Source organism: Rheinheimera riviphila (assembly GCF_004005945.1).
In the GTDB taxonomy this organism is placed as follows: Bacteria; Pseudomonadota; Gammaproteobacteria; order Enterobacterales; family Alteromonadaceae; genus Pararheinheimera; species Pararheinheimera riviphila.
On the sequence record NZ_SACS01000003.1, the window covers coordinates 232,081 to 251,163 of the forward strand.

A 19,083-nucleotide genomic window follows, 5' to 3' on the forward strand; every position below is an offset into this window, starting at 1 on the left:
GCGTTATGATGATTTTTATCATGGTCGGAGCAGTTTAATGAGCAGCTCCGACGGCGCCTTATAATCGGGGAAATAGATGACTTTTTTGTGGACAAACCATTACATTTTTAATAAACCATCAGCAGTTACTTATTTATATTGCAACATTTTTGTCATTATTGCTGGATGAAAAAATGTTAAAAACAACAATGCCAGAGCGAGCTCTGGCATTGTTTTATGCATACAACGTTCTGATCATAGCTTTATCGTCACAGCTTCATGGCGGACTAGCCTTCGGCTGAGTCGCGCCCTACAGTGTCGTCAACGGTTTAGTGTGAACTGCCGCACCAAACCGACGGCGCCAGCGGGCTTTGATCCGGCGTTTCATCGATTCCAGACTGTCATAGAAAGTGGGTACCACTAACAAGGTCAACACGGTCGATGTGATAGTACCGCCAATCACCGCGATGCCCAGTGGCCGGTAGAAACCAGAACCTTCACCAATGCCAACGGCCACTGGCAACATACCGGCGACCAGTGCAAAAGTGGTCATCAGAATTGGACGTAACCGCTCGCGGCCTGCCGCAATCAACGATTCCTCCAGATTCATGCCTTCTTCTGCTTCTTTTTTGCGGGCGCAGTCAATCAGCAGAATGGCATTTTTCACCACGATACCCATTAACATCACCACACCAATTAAGCTCATCAGGTTCAGCGTTGAATCAAAAATTAACAACGCCAACACCACGCCAATCAACGACAACGGCAGCGACATCATAATCGACACTGGTGCCAGGAAGCTGTGGAACTGTAGTACCAAAATCAAATACATCAGCACCACCGCCAGGCCTAAAGCACCGAAGATACTGCCGAACACTTCGTTTTGGTCACGGCCTTCACCACCCACCACCAAATCGTAACCCGGCGGGAAGTTAATTTGTTTGGCCAATGTCATCGCATCTTTAAACACTTCGCCAAAACTACGACCTTCGATATTGGCGCTGACCGCCATCATGGTTTCACGATCTAAATGTTCAATCAGCGCCGGGCCTTTGCCTAAAGTCACAGTCGCCACTTGCTCCAGCGGTACCATGGCGCCGGTTTTACTGGATAACAGCGGCAGTTGTTCTAAATCCTGCACTGTGGCACGTTCTTCCGGCCTGATCCGCACAAACACATTGCGTGTCTCACCGGTTGGATCGACCCAGTCGCCAATTTCGGCACCGGCAAACGCCAACCGTAAAGCACTCGCGGCATCACTCATCGACAAGCCAAGGCTCGAGGCTAAACCACGGTCAAATTCGACCTGCAATTCTGGTTTTGGATCCTGCGCTGACAAACCAACATCAACCGCACCCGGTACCTGCTTTAATTTCGCCAGGTAATCCATGACGATGCCTTCCAGCACACGGGTTTCTGGGCCACGGAACTGGATTTGCAGTTTTTTACCATCACCACCACCGCCGCCACTTAAATCAGCCGTTACCATAAACTCGGCGCCAATTAAGCTCTTAATTTGCGCCCGCACGTCAGTTGCAACTTCTTCAGCTGATCGACTACGTTCTTTTTCCGGCACCAACCGCACAAAAATTTGTGCTCTGGTGATGTTGCCGGAGGTGCCGACTGTGGTTTGGGTGTAACGATGTTCAGGAATTTTTTGTGTTATTTCAGCCACCTGCGCGGCCTTCAACTTGGTATATTCCAGACTGGATTCTGAAGGCGCGCGAATATTGACAATAAAACCACCATTGTCGGTTTCCGGCATAAAACCAGAACCACCGTAATTACTTTGCAAGGCGATAGCGCCGAAAAAGCTGCCAAAAGCCAAAATCCACATTGATTTACGGTGTTTTAATGCCCAACCAATCAATCGCGAATAACGCTCAGCCTGATGATCAAACCAAATATTAAAACGTTGAAACAACTTGCCTAAACCACGACGTTGTTTGGTTTTATCATGATCAGGGTCGTGCCAGTACGCCGACATCATCGGGTCAATGGTAAAGGAGATAAACAACGACACCAGTACCGAGCAGGCGACCGTCAGACCAAAAGGTTTAAACCACTGACCGGTCATACCGTCTAAAAAGGCAATCGGAATAAACACCGCCATAATCGACATCGTCGTTGCAGTCACCGCCATCCCGATCTCTTTGGTACCATCGCGGGCGGCGGTCATATTGTCTTTACCCATTTCCATATGTCGCACGATGTTTTCACGTACCACAATGGCATCATCAATCAACACGCCAATCGCCAATGATAATCCCAGCAACGACATAAAATTCAGCGTAAAACCACAGGCCCAGACCGCAATAAAAGAAGCCAGCACTGACGTCGGTAACGCCAATGAGGTGATCAGCGTCGAGCGCCAGGAATTAAGGAAAATAAATACCACGACGATGGTCAGCAAGGCGCCTAAACCCAGCGCTTCAGTGACGTTACGCATACTGGCCGCGACGTCTTCGCCTTGATCCCGCACCACCACCAGCTCAACGCCTTTTGGCAGATGCGGCGTCAGTTCGTCCAGTTTGGCTTTAATCTCGTCGGTAACACTGATGGTCGAGGATTCACGCGTTTTGGTGATATCAATACCGAGTGCTTTTTTACCGTTGAAGAACGACAACCGGCGCTGCTCAGCGCCGCCATCGACGATATCGGCAATCTGTCCCAGACGAATGGCCTGGTCGCCATTTTGCTTCACCACCATTTGTTCAAATTCGCTGACATCTTTCAGTCGGCCCTGCAACCGGATACTTTGTTCCTGCAAGCCACTCATCACCCGACCCACAGGTGAAGCAAGGTTTTGCGTGCGCAGCGCACTGGTAACATCGGTTGCCGATACCTTGGCTTCACGCATGGCGTTGCTGTTGAGGAAAATGGTCATTTCCCGCTCTAACTCACCTTCCAGCGTCACTAAAGCAACACCCGGAATAGCACGCAATTGCCGGCCGATATCAATTTCCGCTAACCGCGATAATTCCAGCGGACTCAGCTCATCTGAAGATAACGCCAGCGACATCACCGGTTGGGCATTGGGGTCGGCTCTATTGATAAACGGCTCTTTCATTTCCGCCGGCAGTTTGTCACGCACCGTCGAAATACTGTCGCGTAACTCCTGCGCTGCGGCAGTTAAATCTTTATCAAATTCAAACACCACCACAATAGTGGCGCTGGAGTCACGGGCGTAAGAGCGGATATCCCGAATACCCTGAATGGTCGACATCGAATCTTCAACGCGGTTGAGAATTTCCCGCTCCACCGTTTCTGGTGAAGCACCCGGATAAGGCACATTCACCACCAGCACCGGCGGTTGTACATCCGGGAACTGGTTGGTTTTTAATTTGGTCAGGGCAAAATAGCCAAATAACATCAGCGCGATGGTGACCACCACCACCACTAACGGGCGTTTAATACTAAAATCGGACAGGATCATGGCTTAGTTCCCCGCCACAGCAACAGCAGCTGTTTCTTTAACCGGTGATTTTTCAGCAGGTTTATCCGACAGCACCTGATCCAGCGTGACCGCGGCGCCATCAACCAAGGCGCCATGTGGATGGCGTAAAACCTGATCGCCGATATTGATACCGGATAACAATTCCACTGTGCCCCAACGTGGGTCGCGCCCGCCGGTGGTCACTTTGACTTTTTTCAGTTTTTTGTCGACCAATTGCCAAACAAAACTATTGTCACCTTCCTGCACCAGCACCGATGGCGGAACCATCAGACTTTGCTGATTCGCCACCGCAATAAAACCTTCGGCGTATAAACCGGCGACTAAATCTTTTTTGTTATCAATTGCCACAAACAATTGCACCTGACGGGTATTTTCATTGGCAGCCGGATTAATCCGCTCCACCACACCGTCAAAACGTTGGTCCTGATAACCATTAATTTTGAAATTAACTGCTTGGCCAACTTTGACCTGCCCAACCTGATCCGCGGCAATAAAACCTTCAAACCGCATACTGGCCGGGTCAATCACCACCATCAAGGCTTTACCAATTTGTGCGGTATCACCGGCTGAGGTTTTACGGACCGACACCACACCAGCAAAAGGTGCGCGTACTGCCGTTCTGTCAAGCTGCTGACGTGCTTCAACCAGCCGGGCTTTGGCTGAAGCCAACTCCGATTGCGACTGATTGGCTTTAATTTCGGCCGATTCTAATAATTCGGCGGTGACTAAACCTTGTTTATTCAGCGACTGCATCCGACGCAGCTGCTTTGCCGCCTGATCGGAAGTTACAGCTGCTGAACGTTCCGCTTCTTGCGCTGACATCAATTTATCGCGGTAGGTGGTTTGATCCAGTTGCACCAACAACTCACCAGCTTTCACCAGATCGCCGTTGTCTTTCAGCACTTGCGTGACAATGCCGGACACTTCCGCATTGAGTTCGGCTTTAATCACCGGCTGCAATGAACCGGAAATCATCGGCCCGCGGGATAAGTCGCCTTGTTGCAGCGAGAGCAGATCCGCAGCGACCAGCGACAAGGTCACTGGTTTTTCGTCTTTGGTTTCGGTTGATGGAGCAGATTCGCCGCAACCTTGTAGCAGGGCAAAAACCATCAGCGCTATAATTTTTGTTTGGTGTTTCATTAGAATATCCACTGGCAATGACTTATAGGAGTTATATCTTATTCTGCCGAGTCTACGCTAATAATGAAACCAGTGATTCTGAAAAACGTAACAAGTTATGACAATGCTAATTATTCAATATATTCAGCAATTTAATTATTATCTATTAACATTCCAAGCCATAACTACCGTGCCGTGGCTGAACAAGTTTTCGCCCGAGCCTGCACTGCAACATCGGGGAAATCACTAAACACGCCGGAGATCCCCTGGCTGAATAACCACTGTAGATCTTGCGACAACGGAACTAAGGTTCCGTCGGCATTTTTGGTCAGATAATTGTCCTCGATGCGAAAGGTGTATGGATGGACTAACAATCCGGCCTGGCGGGCGTTGTTTACAACGCTGTGAAGGACCGGATTTTTTTCATCGATACCGCGGTATAAATTGCTGCGCCAGGGGCCAATACCATCGGCGTAACTGGCAAGTGCCTGCCAGCCTTGTGGCGTGAATAAATCGCCATAATGAAAGCCGGGTTGGCTCAGCGTGGGCAGCATTTTAGCGACTTCAGCATGGGCGGGATGTGGCGATTGCTGTCCTCGCCAGTACACCACATCATAAGGCTCAGAAAAATTACCTTTTGGCAGCATGTAAGCCTGTTCGGTATCGCCGAGCAATTGGATCAACTGTATTTTTGTGTTGCTTGCGACGAGCTCACTGTCTGGCAGCAGCTGATGTTTTAACTGCCACAAATTCAACATTTCAAACGACTGAATATAAATTTCGGCTGGCAGCATATCTTTATATTGCTGCAGCTGTGCCACTAACAAGGTGCTGAGATCGGTATGGATTGGCGAACCATCCAGTCGGCTGCCAGCATGGGCAAAGTAGGTCGGATGTTTAGTTTCCAGATACAAACCCACTTGTCGACCGGTGGCGATCCGATGGCGCTGTAACAACTGCAGGATTTCCGGTAATGTCACAAGATCAAACTGACCATCAAAAGCTGCACTTTGCGGGCGCAGTTGTGGCATCGATTCACGTGCTTTGATCCGTCGCAGTTCGGCCAGAGTAAAATCTTCACTAAACCAGCCTTCCTGCGCGATACCATCAATAATTTTTTGGGTCTTGCGGCTAGCGAATTCGGGGCGGCTGGCAATATCGGTACTGGTGCTGAGTTCGTTTTCGTGGCGACTAATCAACACGCCATCTTTGGTCGGGACTAAATCTGCTTCAATGATATCGGCGCCCTGCTCCAGCGCCCGCTGGTAAGCCGCCAGGCTATGCTCCGGCAAATAACCACTGGCGCCACGATGGGCAATGACTAATGGCCACTGTGGGCAAGCCGCAGCGACATTAAAACTTAGCAGTAACAACAACCAACGCATTTATACCTCCGGCTTTTAGCAACCAGAGCATAGGGTTGAAACATGACAAGGTTGTGACATTGAAGCCGCTGGCAGATAAGCGGGTCTACAAAGTTTTTTGCAGATATTGCGCTTGCTGACCGGTATAACTGGCTAGCAGTAATTGCTGCTCCGCTGTGGTGGTAGCAAGGGGCGCGAAGCCTTGTTGTTGCCAGTAAGAAGTTGAGTTTTGCACTGCAACGAGCGCTAAACAACAGAACTGCTTTGACAGCGCGTATTGTTCTGCTTGTTGCAACAAAGCTCTGGCTACACCCTGACCACGCGCATCACTGCTCACCGCCATATCATGTAAATACAGACAATCTGCAGCCGCAACCGGTTGAAAATCTTCAGCTAAAGCGCCGATTTTGCCAGCAGTGCTTGGATAGGTAAAAAGGTAACCCCAGAGTTTGTCCTGATACAGCGCGACCCAGCAGGTTTCGGCACAGTTTTTAAAACGAGTGACCACCACATCGGCAGGTTCAAATAACTCAGCGGCATAACAGCGGTCTTGCAGTTTGATCACCGCTGGTAAATCGGTGCTTTGCATCAGGCGAATCAACAACATCAGTGATAAGCCCACTAAAAAGTGGGCAGGTCCTTTTTTGCTTAATCGAGGTTTTTCAGTAAGGTTTTGTCCAGTCCGTCAGCGGTTAACAGTTTAACCACGGCCTGGCAGTGATCCACAGTAAAATCACCTTCATTGATTTGCGCATTTAACGCGTTACGACGCTTTTTCACCACGTCGCTAATGACACTGGCATCAATGCTGTTTTTGGTTTTGGCATCCAGTTTATCCAGCCATGGATACAAAGATTTTTCTGCATCATAAGCCGCGTGACGCACCGACGGATGAAAATCCTGGCAGGCATTCAGATTCAGCAAATAAAAGTTCAGATACCCGGCCACAGTCACCAGTTTATAGTCTTGATCAGCTGCCTGAACACTTGATCCCATGCTGGCAGCCAGCAAGCCAGCAATAAACAACTTTTTCATCTTATGCATCCCGCTGTGTTGAAAACTCTTTGTATCAATCTAAACAGAAAAATCTTAATTTGCAATCGACTGCGTTAAAAACCCCAACTTCAGGGTGAGCAAGCTGGCACTCGCACCCAACCTTCCATTAAAACGCGGGCACTTCGGCTCATGATGGCCTTTTTCACCTGCCACTGGCCATCGACCATGGCCGCTTCGGCGCCAACCCGCAAGGTGCCTGATGGATGGCCAAACCTTACCGCAGTGCGCTCACCACCGCCAGCCGCCAGATTCACCAACGTGCCCGGAATCGCCGCCGCAGTCCCAATCGCCACTGCCGCTGTGCCCATCATCGCATGATGCAGTTTACCCATCGATAACGCCCGTACTGATAAATCGGTATCTGTCGCTGCAATCGCCTTACCGCTTGAAGACACATAAGCGGCCGGTGGCGCCACAAAGGCAATTTTAGGCGTATGTTGCCGACTTTTTGCTTGCTCCAAATCGGTGATCAAGCCCATTTTTAATGCGCCATAAGCGCGGATGGTTTCAAATCTAGCCAGCGCGTTGACATCACCATTGATGGCATCTTGCAGCTCAGTGCCGCTGTAACCGATATCTGCCGCATTAACAAAAATGGTTGGGATACCGGCGTTGATCATCGTTGCGGCAAAAGTGCCAATGCCCGGCACTTCCAGCTGATCCACGACATTGCCGGTTGGAAACATTGAACCGCCGGCGCCTTCTTCATCAGCGGCTGGGTCTAAAAACTCTATCACCACTTCTGCAGCCGGGAACGTCACGCCATCTAATTCAAAATCACCAGTTTCCTGAACTTCACCGTTGGTCACAGGTACATGGGCAATAATGGTTTTTTGAATGTTGGCTTGCCAAATTCTGACCGTGCAAATACCATTTTGTGGAATACGTGTGGCATCGACTAAACCATTGCTGATGGCAAAAGATCCAACAGCAGCAGTTAAATTGCCGCAGTTGCCGCTCCAATCAATAAAGGCTTTGTCGATGGCGACCTGGCCAAACAAATAGTCGACATCATGATCGGCTTTACTGCTTTTGCTTAAAATCACCGTTTTACTGGTGCTTGATGTCGCGCCGCCCATGCCATCGGTATGTTTGCCGTAAGGATCCGGGCTGCCGATCACCCGCAGTAATAACTGATCACGCGCTTCACCCGGCAGTTGCGCCGCTTGCGGTAAATCGGTGAGATTAAAAAACACACCTTTACTGGTGCCACCGCGCATATAAGTGGCGGCAATTTTGAGTTGTGGGGCAAAAGTCATGATTGTTCCTGATTTAGCTGGTTAAAAGAAGCCGGTGTCATCACCGGCTTCAACCCATCATTCATTGCTCTGACCAAGGAAGTCTTTGGCAAACCGTTGCAACACACCGCCAGCATCGTAAATCGACACTTCTTCGGCGGTATCTAAGCGGCAAGTCACCGGCACTTGCAGCGTTTCACCATCGCGGCGATGAATAACCAGAGTCAGATCCGCTCTTGGAATACGCTCGCCGAGCACATCATATGATTCAGTACCATCAAGGCTCAAAGTCTGGCGATTGACACCGGCTTTAAACTCCAGCGGTAACACGCCCATCCCGACTAAATTCGTGCGGTGAATACGCTCAAAGCCTTCGGCAACAATGGCTTCAACTCCGGCTAAGCGCACGCCTTTGGCCGCCCAGTCCCGCGATGAACCCTGACCATAATCAGCACCGGCGATGATAATCAGCGGCTGTTTACGCTCCATATATTGCTCAATCGCTTCCCACATCCGCGTCACCACGCCTTGCGGCTCGACCCGGGTTAACGAGCCTTGTTTGATTTTGCCATCAACCACCGCCATTTCATTGATCAGTTTCGGATTAGCAAACGTAGCGCGCTGTGCGGTTAAGTGATCGCCACGGTGAGTGGCGTAGGAATTGAAGTCTTCTTCCGGCAAGCCCATTTTGTGCAGATATTCACCAGCAGCGCTGTCGAGCATAATGGCGTTCGACGGTGACAAATGGTCGGTAGTGATGTTATCGCCAAGCACCGCCAGCGGCAGCATGCCTTTCAGTGAACGCGCGCCTGCAAGTGCACCTTCCCAATAAGGTGGCCGGCGAATATAGGTACTTTGACCGCGCCAGTCATATAAAGGGCTGATTTTCTCGCCAAAATCGACCGATACCGCAAACATCGGCTCATAGACTTTACGATATTGTTCAGGTTTGACGCTGCTCGCCACCACCGCATCAATTTCAGCGTCGGTTGGCCAAATATCTTTTAAGCGAATTTCGCGACCATCAGCAGCAATACCCAGCACATCTTTTTCGATATCAAAGCGGATAGTTCCGGCAATGGCATAAGCCACCACCAAGGCAGGAGAAGCTAAAAACGCTTGCTTGGCATAAGGGTGAATACGACCGTCAAAGTTGCGGTTACCGGACAGCACGGCAGTGGCGTATAAATCGCGGTCGATCACTTCTTGCTGAATAACCGGATCTAAAGCGCCACTCATGCCATTACAAGTAGTACAGGCAAAACCAACGATGCCAAAGCCTAAGGCTTCTAAATCGGTCAGTAAACTGGCTTCTTTTAAATAGAGTTCCACCGCTTTTGAGCCAGGCGCTAACGAGCTTTTCACCCATGGCTTGCGGTTTAACCCCAGTTTATGTGCATTGCGTGCCAATAAACCGGCCGCAATGACGTTGCGTGGGTTACTGGTATTGGTACAGCTGGTAATAGCAGCAATAATCACTGCTCCATCCGGCATCAGACCTGGCTCGTTTTCGACCACACCACTGATGCCTTTGGCGGCAAGTTCAGTGGTGGCGACCCGGGCATGCGGGTTAGACGGCCCGGCGATATTACGCACCACACTGGATAAATCAAACCTCAGCACCCGCGGATACTCGGCCGTTGTTAAGCTGTCCGCCCACAGACCTGCAGTTTTAGCGTAGGTTTCAACCAGTTTCACCTGCGCCGCTTCCCGACCGGTCAGGGTTAAATAATCCAAAGTTTGCTGGTCGATATAAAACATCGCCGCCGTAGCGCCATATTCCGGCGTCATATTGGAAATGGTGGCGCGGTCGCCGAGACTTAAACTGTTGGCGCCTTCACCAAAAAACTCTAAGTAGCTCGACACTACTTTTTGCTTGCGTAAAAACTCGGTCAGCGCCAGCACGAGATCAGTTGCCTGAATGCCAGGCTGCACTTTACCGGTCAGCTCCACACCAATAATATCCGGCAACCGCATCCACGAAGCACGGCCGAGCATCACACTCTCCGCTTCCAAACCGCCGACGCCAATGGCAATCACGCCTAAAGCATCCACATGCGGTGTGTGACTGTCAGTGCCAACCAAGGTATCCGGGAACGCCACGCCATCGATGGCATGGATCACCGGCGACATCCGTTCCAGGTTGATCTGGTGCATGATGCCGTTGCCTGGCGGGATCACATCCACATTTTTAAAGGCTTTTTTGGTCCAGTTGATAAAGTGAAACCGGTCGTCATTGCGACGGTCTTCAATAGCGCGGTTTTTCTCAAAAGCGTCTGGCTCGAAACCGCCGTGCTCCACCGCTAATGAGTGATCGACAATCAGCTGCGTTGGCACGACCGGGTTCACTTTGGCCGGATCACCGCCCATTAAGGCGATGGCATCACGCAGGCCAGCTAAATCGACCAATGCCGTTTGACCCAGAATGTCATGGCAAACCACGCGGGCCGGAAACCAGGGGAAATCTAATTCTTGTTTACGCTCAATCAGCTGGCCTAAATAGGCGTTCAACTGCGCCGGATCAGCACGGCGTACCAGGTTTTCGGCGTGGACGCGACTGGTATAAGGCAGCGTTTCCCAGGCGCCTGGCTTGATGCTATTGACCGCTTCGCGCGCATCAAAATAGTCATAGGAGGTGCCGGCAAGCGGCTTACGGAAATTGGTGTTTAAATTGGTCATGGGTATGCACTCTGCAAAAGCATTCAAGGGATGCGGTTGCATCCCTTATTCAAACTATTTTACTCCGACTAAGCCGCGACTTAACCGCGGCTGTCGATTGGTGCGACTTCACGTGGCTCAACACCGGTGTATTCGGCGCTTGGCCGGATAATCCGATTGTCAGCGCGTTGCTCCATCACGTGGGCGGCCCAACCGGTTAAACGGGAGCAGACAAAAATCGGCGTAAACAATTTGGTTGGAATACCCATGTAGTTGTAGGCCGAAGCGTGGAAAAAGTCTGCGTTACAGAACAGTTTTTTCTCGCGCCACATCACCGCTTCGCAGCGCACAGACACATCGTACAAGCGAGTGTCGCCATTAGCGGCAGCAAGTTGCTCAGACCAGGCTTTGATCACAGCATTACGTGGATCAGATTCAGCATAAATAGCATGGCCAAAACCCATAATTTTATCTTTACGTGCCAGCATGCCCATTAAAGTTTCTTCGGCATGATCCGGGTTTTGCATGTGTTCAATCAGTTCCATCGCCGCTTCATTGGCGCCACCGTGCAGTGGACCGCGCAGTGAGCCAATAGCGCCGGTGATACAAGAATGCATATCAGACAAAGTCGAAGCGCAAACACGGGCAGTAAAGGTTGAAGCGTTAAATTCGTGCTCAGCGTACAAAATCAGCGAGGCTTGCATCACGGTGGTGTGCAGCGCTGATGGTTTTTCACCGTGTAAAGTCCACAGGAACTGTTCAGCAACTGAATCGGCGTCGGTTTCAACACTGATGCGTTTGCCGTGGTGACTAAAGTTGTACCAGTAGTTAATCAGGCCTGGGAAAATCGCCAGCATGCGATCAGTGGCATCTTGTTGGTCGTTGAAATTGTGTTCAGTTTCTAAATTCCCCAGCATCGAGCAGCCGGTACGCATCACGTCCATCGGATGGGCAGACGCCGGAATACGTTCCAGCACTTCTTTGAGTGCGCTTGGCAGGCTGCGCATGGCTTTGAGTTTAGTTTTATAAGCGGCAAGTTCGGCGGAGGTTGGTAACTCGCCTTTGAGGATTAAATATGCGACTTCTTCAAATTCGCATTTAGCCGCTAAGTCTTTGACGTCATAACCGCGGTACGTCAGGCCTGAACCTGTTTTTCCGACAGTTGATAAAGCGGTTTTACCGGCGATCTGGCCGCGTAAACCGGCGCCTGTTAATTGTTTTGCGTTTGCCATGGTGTTCTCCAACGAAAATTTAAGATGAAAAATTATTCTCGAAGGCAGGCACAGAGGTAGCTGCGAGTCCTGCGTTCGGTATCAATTGATGCAATGTGCGGTTATTTGTTTTTATTTTCCGCAAACAACGCATCCAGCTTTTGTTCATAGCTGTGATAATTCAGGAAATCATAAAGTTCCATCCGGGTCTGCATGCTGTCGATCACCGCTTTTTGGTCACCGTCATCCAGCAAATGCTGATACACGTTTAACGCCGCTTTATTCATCGCCCGGAAGGCACTCAATGGGTACAACACCATCTGCACGCCAACATCCGCAAGTTCTTTTTTGTTGAATAAAGGCGTCTGACCGAATTCGGTGATATTGGCCAGCACCGGCACTTTGATCACAGCGGTAAATGCCTGGTACTGCTCCAGCGTATAGACAGCTTCGGCGAAAATAGCATCGGCACCGGCTTCAACACAGGCTTGTGCCCGTTCAATCGCCGCTTGCAGGCCTTGTTGTTGCAGCGCATCGGTGCGCGCCATAATGAAAAAATTCTCGTCCGTTCTGGCATCAACCGAAGCTTTCACCCGGTCGACCATTTCCGCTAATGAAACAATTTCTTTGTTCGGACGGTGACCACAACGTTTTTGCATCACCTGATCTTCGATATGAAAACCGGCCGCACCAGCGCGGGTCATGTCTTTTACCGTGCGGGCAATATTAAAAGCGCCACCCCAGCCCGTATCGGCATCCACTAACAAAGGCACTGAAGTCGCGCCGGTGATGCGGCGAATGTCTTCACAAACGTCGTTTAAAGAGGTCATGCCTAAATCCGGCAAACCAAAAGAGGCATTGGCCACGCCAGCACCTGACAGATACAAGGCCTGATGCCCGACCCGCTCCGCCATCATCGCGGTGTAAGCGTTAATGGTGCCTACCAGCTGCAATGGGTTGTTTGCTGCAATAGCCTGACGTAATTTCAGACCGGCGCTATGAGTTGCCATGTGAGTTCCCCTGTTACTTAAAATGAGGTTGCTTAAAATGAGGTTGCTTAAAATGAGTTTCGATATTGCGTCTGGACGCGCCAATGTGCCGGCGCATCAGTAAATCGGCCAATTCACCATCACGATTGGCAATGGCATTGATAATAGCTTTATGTTCGTCAAATGCCCGTGATACTCGCGGGCCGTTCATGCCGAGCTGCACCCGGTACATCCGGACGATGAAATACAATTCGTCGCATAACAAATTGATCAGATAAGGATTTTTGCTGCCTAAAATGACGCGGTAATGAAAATCGACATCGCCGGCTTCCTGATAATAACTTTCGCCTTCACGCACGCGTTGGGTCGACAAATGCTGATCCAGCAATTGTTGCACCTGGGCAATTTCCGCATCCGTCATATGCTCAGCGGCCAAGCGACAGGCCAGTCCTTCCAACGTTTCACGCAACTGATACAACGACACCAAACCGGCCACCGACAACTTCACCACCCGCGCACCGGCGTTCGGAATACGTTCAATCAGATGACAACGCTCTAATCTGGCGAGTGCCTCACGCAGTGGCGCCCGGCTTAAATCATAGCGTTTCGCCAGTTCCGGCTCAGAAATTTTGCTGCCTGGTGCAATTTGCCCTTCGACAATGGCGCGCTGAATTTCCAACAACACCCGGTCGGCAGCAGTGACTGGATCTTTCCAGGTAGGACTTTGCATCTGATTGTCGACAATTGCATGGTAATGAGGCATTTTTAGACTTTTATTGGTCTAATGTCAATATAATTGTCGACATAGATTGTATTCCAGAGACGACGCGTAAACATTGATTGGCAAAAGTTGCTGTAACAAATTACTTCCAAATTCCGCAAATATTTCGCATACAAAAATATTTTAAGATTGTTTATGAATAAAAATTAATTGTTAACAACGCTTTTGCTATAACGAATTTTTGAACCCAATCGGCTGCAAGGCCGCAGCTGTCAAAGCACAGTGGATTTTTCTCTGGATAAGCTGGGGATAACTATTGGATAACTTGGGTACAAGCTGGGGCTAATTATACAAATATTTAACTTTATCAACGAACTGTCGACGTCAGACGATTTGAGCAATTTTTACGCACTTGGCTACACTGAATTCATGTCGCATTGCTGCTGTCGAGCAATGCCCCACCGGTAGCGCACGGCTCAGTTTCTGAGCCATTCCCCTAAGCCCAGAACAATGCGGATTGGTTCTGGGCTACTTTTATCTACTTGATTTTACTTTCCTTTTCAGTAAGCCACCGCTCAATGAAACGCCTTTTCAAATGAACTGCCTGATTCTGGAAAGGCAACCAACCTTACTGGTTAAGTGTCAGTTTCAGGCTCGTTTCGCCAACGGAAATAACCGGTAAAAATTTGCGGTACTGTGCTTGGCAATAGTAGCTAAATCTTCAGATCGAACCTGCGCCACGGCGGCAGCCACCGCACTGACATAAGCCGGCTGATTGGTTTTGCCGCGAAATGGTACCGGTGATAAATATGGCGAGTCGGTTTCAATCAATAACCGGTCAAGAGGCACCTGACGCACTACGTCACGCAGCGCGTCGGCATTACGAAAGGTCATAATGCCGGAGAAAGAAATATAAAAACCTAAATCTAACGCAGCTTTGGCGGTGTCCCAGTCTTCAGTGAAACAGTGCAATACGCCGCCACAACGATCAGCCTGATACTGGCGCATCAATGCCAGCGTATCGGCTTTGGCATCACGGGTATGGATGATTAGCGGTTTTTGTAACTGGTTCGCCACTTCAATATGGCTGATAAAGGCTTGTTGTTGCAGGGCTTTGGTATCAGGGCTGTAAAAGTAATCCAGGCCGGTTTCACCAACCGCCACTACTTTTGGATCGGCAGCCAGCGTTAATAATAAATCAGCATCCAGCACGTCTTGCTGGTGCAGCGGATGTTCACCGCAGGAGACTGAGACTTGCGGATACGGCGCCACCAAAGCGGCCATCGAAGGATATTCAGCCAGACTGACCGACACACAAAGCAGATGTTCAATTTGCTCATGTTTGGCGTTTGCCAGCACAGCAGGCAAATCCAGCGCCAATTTATCCAGTTCCAGCCGATCAAGGTGACAATGAGAATCTACAAACACAACCAATGCTCCGGTGTTTTATGACAGTTTATTGTGATAACTATGGATGGTCATTCAGACATTGGACTACCAGCGTAGCTCTGGCATGTCCATCAGTGACTACAAGGTACTCTTTGTTACAACGTATAGGTGGCTTCAGGTGAGTTCTGCAAACCGCTAATTAACTTTTCGATTTTATCGCGTAGCTGCGATTTGTCGTCGATAAAGGCCACACCAATACCGGCCGGGCTATTATTTTGCGCACCATGTGGCGTGATCCAGGCCACTTTGCCAGTCACGGAGACAGTTTCCAGCGCGTCAGGCAGCGTCACCGATAACGCCAGCGACTGACCAATTTTGTATTGGCGCGCCGTCCGGACAAATAAACCACCTTGTTTTAAAAAAGGCATAAAAGCGCGGTTTAACTCTTTAATATCAAGAAAATCCAACGGTATTTCTTCCAACGATGCCTCCATCAGCGCAATAAACGCTGTACATCCAATAATAAAGCAGTGAGCGCTAAAGTTCTATTCTGCCCCAAAATTTGCTGTTCGTCACGGCACCATTGCGCCAGCCGTTGAAACAGCTGCTGACAGTTGCGATTTTCATCGACTGTTGGCCATAACTGCCGGACAAACCAAAACAGGATAGCGGTGGTTTCGGTTTGTGCTTCCAGCGTTTTCACCATATCGGCCAGCGGGTATTCACCGGCAATAAAACGTGGCAACAACTGCAGCACCTGATCAATGTGCTCGCTTTGACCTGAGGCGAGTAATTCCAAGGCCCGCAGCGGCGCACCAGCACAATAAGCCAATAAATATGGGGGCACTGGTTGGTCGCTTTGCTCTGCCAGCCACAGCTGCGCCGCCTGATCATTCACCGGCGCAATCAGCCAGCGCTGACAACGGCTTAAAATAGTTGGCAGCAGTTGTTGCTCATAAGCAGTTTGCAGCAGCAGAAAACTATCGCTACCCGGCTCTTCCAGCGTTTTGAGCAAGGCATTGGCGGCGGCTTCGGTCATTTTGTGCGCTTGCGGTAATAACACCACCCGCGCGCCGCCTTGTTGTGGTGTGCCTTGCATAAACTGACTGAGCTCACGCACCGCATCAACACCAATACTGCTGTCACTTGCTAACTGCATTAAATCCGGATGATGACCGGCATTGACCAGCAAACAGCTTTTGCAATAACCACAAGCGGCATCCGGGAACGGTTGCAAGCACAGTAATTGTTTAGCCAAATGCTGCGCCACCAGCTGTTTACCGACACCATTAGGGCCGGTAAACAATAAAGCGTGATGCAGCTGGCCGCTTTGCGCCAATTGACCCAAGTGCAATTGCATCGGTGCTAGCCAGGGTAAAGTTGCCGCTTGTGATGTCGCGGGATTAATACTCCCCGTCCCTAAATTCACAGCCCGGCAGCCTCTAACGCGACAACAATTTGTTGTTGCACTTCAGCTACAGTGCGGCTGGCATCAATAATGGCGATATTAGGTTCACTGTGGGCGATTTCCAGATAACGGGCTCTGGTACGCTGGAAAAATGCCAGTTGTTCTTGTTCAATCCGATCCAGCTCACCACGCACACGTGCGCGCTCCAGACCAATCACCGGATCGATATCCAGATACAAGGTAAAGTCTGGTTTGGTCTGACCGAGCACTGCCTGACGAATGCTGTCGATCAAAGTTGCATCAATCATCCGGCCACCGCCCTGATAAGCCCGTGACGACAGATCATGCCGGTCAGCCAGGACCCAATCCCCCCGCAATAAAGCCGGGCGGATCACCTGGCTCAGCAGCTGCACCCTCGCGGCATACATCAACAACAATTCAGTTTCTGGCGCCACTTGCTCAGTTTGCACCGATTTAACCAGGGTCCGAATTTGTTCAGCCAACGGTGTACCACCGGGTTCACGGGTTTGCACCACAGGATGGCCATGGTTTTCTAACCATTGCCGTACCGTGCTGATCGCTGTTGTTTTCCCCGCGCCTTCCAGCCCTTCAATCACAATAAAACGCGCTGCTGTCATGGTTTTTTCCCGAATATATACTGTTGCACCGCGCGATTATGCTCTGGCAAGGTTGCTGAAAACTGATGACTGCCATCGCCCTTCGCCACAAAATACAGTTTATCACTGACCAGCGGTTTGGCTGCAGCTTGCAACGACGTCGCGCTGACCAGCGCAATTGGGCCTGGCGGCAAGCCAAAATGGACATAGGTATTATATGGATGTGGGTCTTTTAAATGCGCGCGGGTAATGTCGCCCTGATACCGATCACCGAGGCCATAAATCACCGTTGGATCGGTTTGCAACTTCATCCGCTGCGCCAACCGGTTGATAAACACCGATGCAATCAACGGTTTTTCTGAAATCACGCCGGTTTCCTTTTCGATAATCGATGCCAAGGTTAACAACTGATAAGGCGTATTAAAAGGCACCGTGGCATCCCGCTCAGCCCAGGCTTGCTCGAGCTGCTGCATTAACGAGCGGTGCGCCCGACGATAAATATCTGACGCTTTGCTATGGGCGGTATAAAAATACGTTTCCGGGAAAAACAATGCCTCGAGATTTGGCGGTGGAGCGCCCCATTCGGCTGGCCATTGCACCAGTTGCTGTAACGCCTGCTCATCTGGCAGATCGTTTAGCAGATAAGGCGCGTTGGCTAAAGCGACCAGGCTTTGTTTTAATGTCTCGCCTTCGCGCAGCATAAAACTGAACTGCGCGACTTTGCCGCTGCGAAACAAAGCCAGCTGGTTCATTAATAAATCTGGTTGTACCCGATAGACCCCGGCTTTTAACGAACGCAATTCAGGTTGTAACACACTGAGTAGCTTTAACTGTAAACACTGGGTTTTACTCAATAATTGCTGTTGTTGCCACTGCCCACATAAACCGGATAACGAGCTACCAGCAGGTAAATCATAATAAGGCCCCGCTAATGCCAATCGGGTCTGCCGGAATTGCTGCAATTGATTCAGTAAACCAAAAGCTACCACTGCGAGCACAAACAACAACACAAATAACTTCTTTAACATGAAATCTTTCCTGCCAGAAACGGCACTAATTGCTGGATGGGTCTGACTTCATCCACATTAAACGGACGTTGCTTAAATTGCTGCACTGGCACCACGCCCATCAGCGCATTGCTGGCGAACATCGCAGTGGCGTCATCGAGCGCCGTCACAGGATAATAACCTTGTTGTACATCCATATGTTGCAGTAACCACAGCCGCATCACGCCTGCAACACCGGCCTGATCAAGCTTTGGTGTACACCATTGACCCTTTATTTTAAAAAATAGATTGGCGGCACAAAGTTCAGTCACCCGCCCTTGCTGATCGCACACAATCAAATCATCAAAGGCGCTTTGTTCTGCTTCAGCCTTGAGCAGCACCGTTTCCAGCCTGCTGGTATGTTTGATCCCGGCTAATAACGGCTGGGTGGATAATTGCAGACTGGCGACGCCAAGGCGGATCCCCAGCTGACGCTGCTGTTGATAATCGGGTAACGGGCTGTTTGTCACATAAACCAGCGGCTCGTGAAAACCTGCCGGACTATAACCCCGTCCGCCTTGCCCGCGACTCACCAACAGTTTAACCACTTGTGATGGCGTCGTAATGGCTTGTTCCGCTTGCAGTTTCACCGCTTGCTCGTTAAGTGGCGGCATCTGCAACCGTTGTAGCGACTGCGCCAGACGCTGCCAATGCAAATCCCACAGCACCAGCTGTGAGTTATCTACCAACATGGTGGTAAAAATCCCATCGCCGTACTGAAAACTGCGGTCAGAAACAGTAGGTTGAAGCACCAGCACGCCTTGTTTAGCCCAAAAAATGCAGTATGCCTGAAATTTGCCGTACTGAAAATTATCACCGGAAAAATTGCCG

The 19,083-nt window shown here is 50.1% G+C and carries 16 protein-coding genes; all 16 read right to left on the reverse strand.

Annotated elements, in window-relative coordinates; genetic code table 11:
• Positions 1-289 precede the first annotated feature (289 nt).
• Positions 290-3,415 (reverse strand): efflux RND transporter permease subunit, encoded by a 3,126-nt coding sequence (locus tag EOE67_RS04780; RefSeq protein WP_127697900.1) that lies wholly within the window; start codon positions 3,413-3,415, stop codon positions 290-292.
• 3 nt (positions 3,416-3,418) lie between these two features.
• A complete protein-coding gene (locus EOE67_RS04785) occupies positions 3,419-4,576 on the reverse strand; it encodes an efflux RND transporter periplasmic adaptor subunit (RefSeq protein WP_127697901.1) in 1,158 nt (385 codons plus the stop codon).
• A 164-nt stretch (positions 4,577-4,740) separates the two neighbouring features.
• Positions 4,741-5,940, reverse strand: a complete 1,200-nt coding sequence (locus EOE67_RS04790; protein ID WP_127697902.1) for a glycerophosphodiester phosphodiesterase family protein — start codon at positions 5,938-5,940, stop codon at positions 4,741-4,743.
• Between the two features lie 85 nt (positions 5,941-6,025).
• Entirely contained in the window at positions 6,026-6,526 is a 501-nt protein-coding gene (locus tag EOE67_RS04795; protein ID WP_127697903.1) for a GNAT family N-acetyltransferase, read from the reverse strand.
• A 41-nt stretch (positions 6,527-6,567) separates the two neighbouring features.
• Complete coding sequence (locus EOE67_RS04800) at positions 6,568-6,954, reverse strand: hypothetical protein (RefSeq protein WP_127697904.1); 387 nt, start codon at positions 6,952-6,954, stop codon at positions 6,568-6,570.
• An 89-nt stretch (positions 6,955-7,043) separates the two neighbouring features.
• A complete protein-coding gene (gene prpF / locus EOE67_RS04805; RefSeq protein WP_127697905.1) occupies positions 7,044-8,234 on the reverse strand; it encodes a 2-methylaconitate cis-trans isomerase PrpF in 1,191 nt (396 codons plus the stop codon).
• Between the two features lie 57 nt (positions 8,235-8,291).
• Positions 8,292-10,892, reverse strand: a complete 2,601-nt coding sequence (gene acnD, locus EOE67_RS04810; RefSeq protein WP_127697906.1) for a Fe/S-dependent 2-methylisocitrate dehydratase AcnD — start codon at positions 10,890-10,892, stop codon at positions 8,292-8,294.
• A gap of 80 nt (positions 10,893-10,972) precedes the next feature.
• The gene (gene prpC / locus EOE67_RS04815; RefSeq protein WP_127697907.1) at positions 10,973-12,103 is read right to left on the reverse strand and encodes a bifunctional 2-methylcitrate synthase/citrate synthase; all 1,131 of its coding nucleotides are present in this window, start codon (positions 12,101-12,103) and stop codon (positions 10,973-10,975) included.
• A gap of 101 nt (positions 12,104-12,204) precedes the next feature.
• On the reverse strand, positions 12,205-13,092 hold the full coding sequence (gene prpB, locus EOE67_RS04820) for a methylisocitrate lyase (RefSeq protein WP_127697908.1): 888 nt from the start codon (positions 13,090-13,092) through the stop codon (positions 12,205-12,207).
• 13 nt (positions 13,093-13,105) lie between these two features.
• A complete protein-coding gene (locus EOE67_RS04825) occupies positions 13,106-13,834 on the reverse strand; it encodes a GntR family transcriptional regulator (protein WP_420849757.1) in 729 nt (242 codons plus the stop codon).
• 606 nt (positions 13,835-14,440) lie between these two features.
• Entirely contained in the window at positions 14,441-15,220 is a 780-nt protein-coding gene (locus EOE67_RS04830) for a TatD family hydrolase (RefSeq protein ID WP_127697909.1), read from the reverse strand.
• A 116-nt stretch (positions 15,221-15,336) separates the two neighbouring features.
• Positions 15,337-15,663 carry a PilZ domain-containing protein gene (locus EOE67_RS04835; protein WP_068063350.1) on the reverse strand — a complete coding sequence of 109 codons (327 nt, stop codon included), beginning with the start codon at positions 15,661-15,663 and terminating at the stop codon, positions 15,337-15,339.
• An 11-nt stretch (positions 15,664-15,674) separates the two neighbouring features.
• Positions 15,675-16,541 (reverse strand): DNA polymerase III subunit delta', encoded by an 867-nt coding sequence (gene holB, locus EOE67_RS04840; protein WP_127697910.1) that lies wholly within the window; start codon positions 16,539-16,541, stop codon positions 15,675-15,677.
• Positions 16,542-16,606: 65 nt separating this feature from the next.
• Positions 16,607-17,227 carry a dTMP kinase gene (gene tmk / locus EOE67_RS04845; protein WP_127697911.1) on the reverse strand — a complete coding sequence of 207 codons (621 nt, stop codon included), beginning with the start codon at positions 17,225-17,227 and terminating at the stop codon, positions 16,607-16,609.
• Complete coding sequence (gene mltG, locus EOE67_RS04850; RefSeq protein WP_127697912.1) at positions 17,224-18,234, reverse strand: endolytic transglycosylase MltG; 1,011 nt, start codon at positions 18,232-18,234, stop codon at positions 17,224-17,226. The genes tmk and mltG overlap by 4 nt, the downstream gene beginning before the upstream one ends.
• Complete coding sequence (gene pabC / locus EOE67_RS04855; RefSeq protein WP_164852221.1) at positions 18,228-19,004, reverse strand: aminodeoxychorismate lyase; 777 nt, start codon at positions 19,002-19,004, stop codon at positions 18,228-18,230. The genes mltG and pabC overlap by 7 nt, the downstream gene beginning before the upstream one ends.
• Positions 19,005-19,083: the final 79 nt, after the last annotated feature.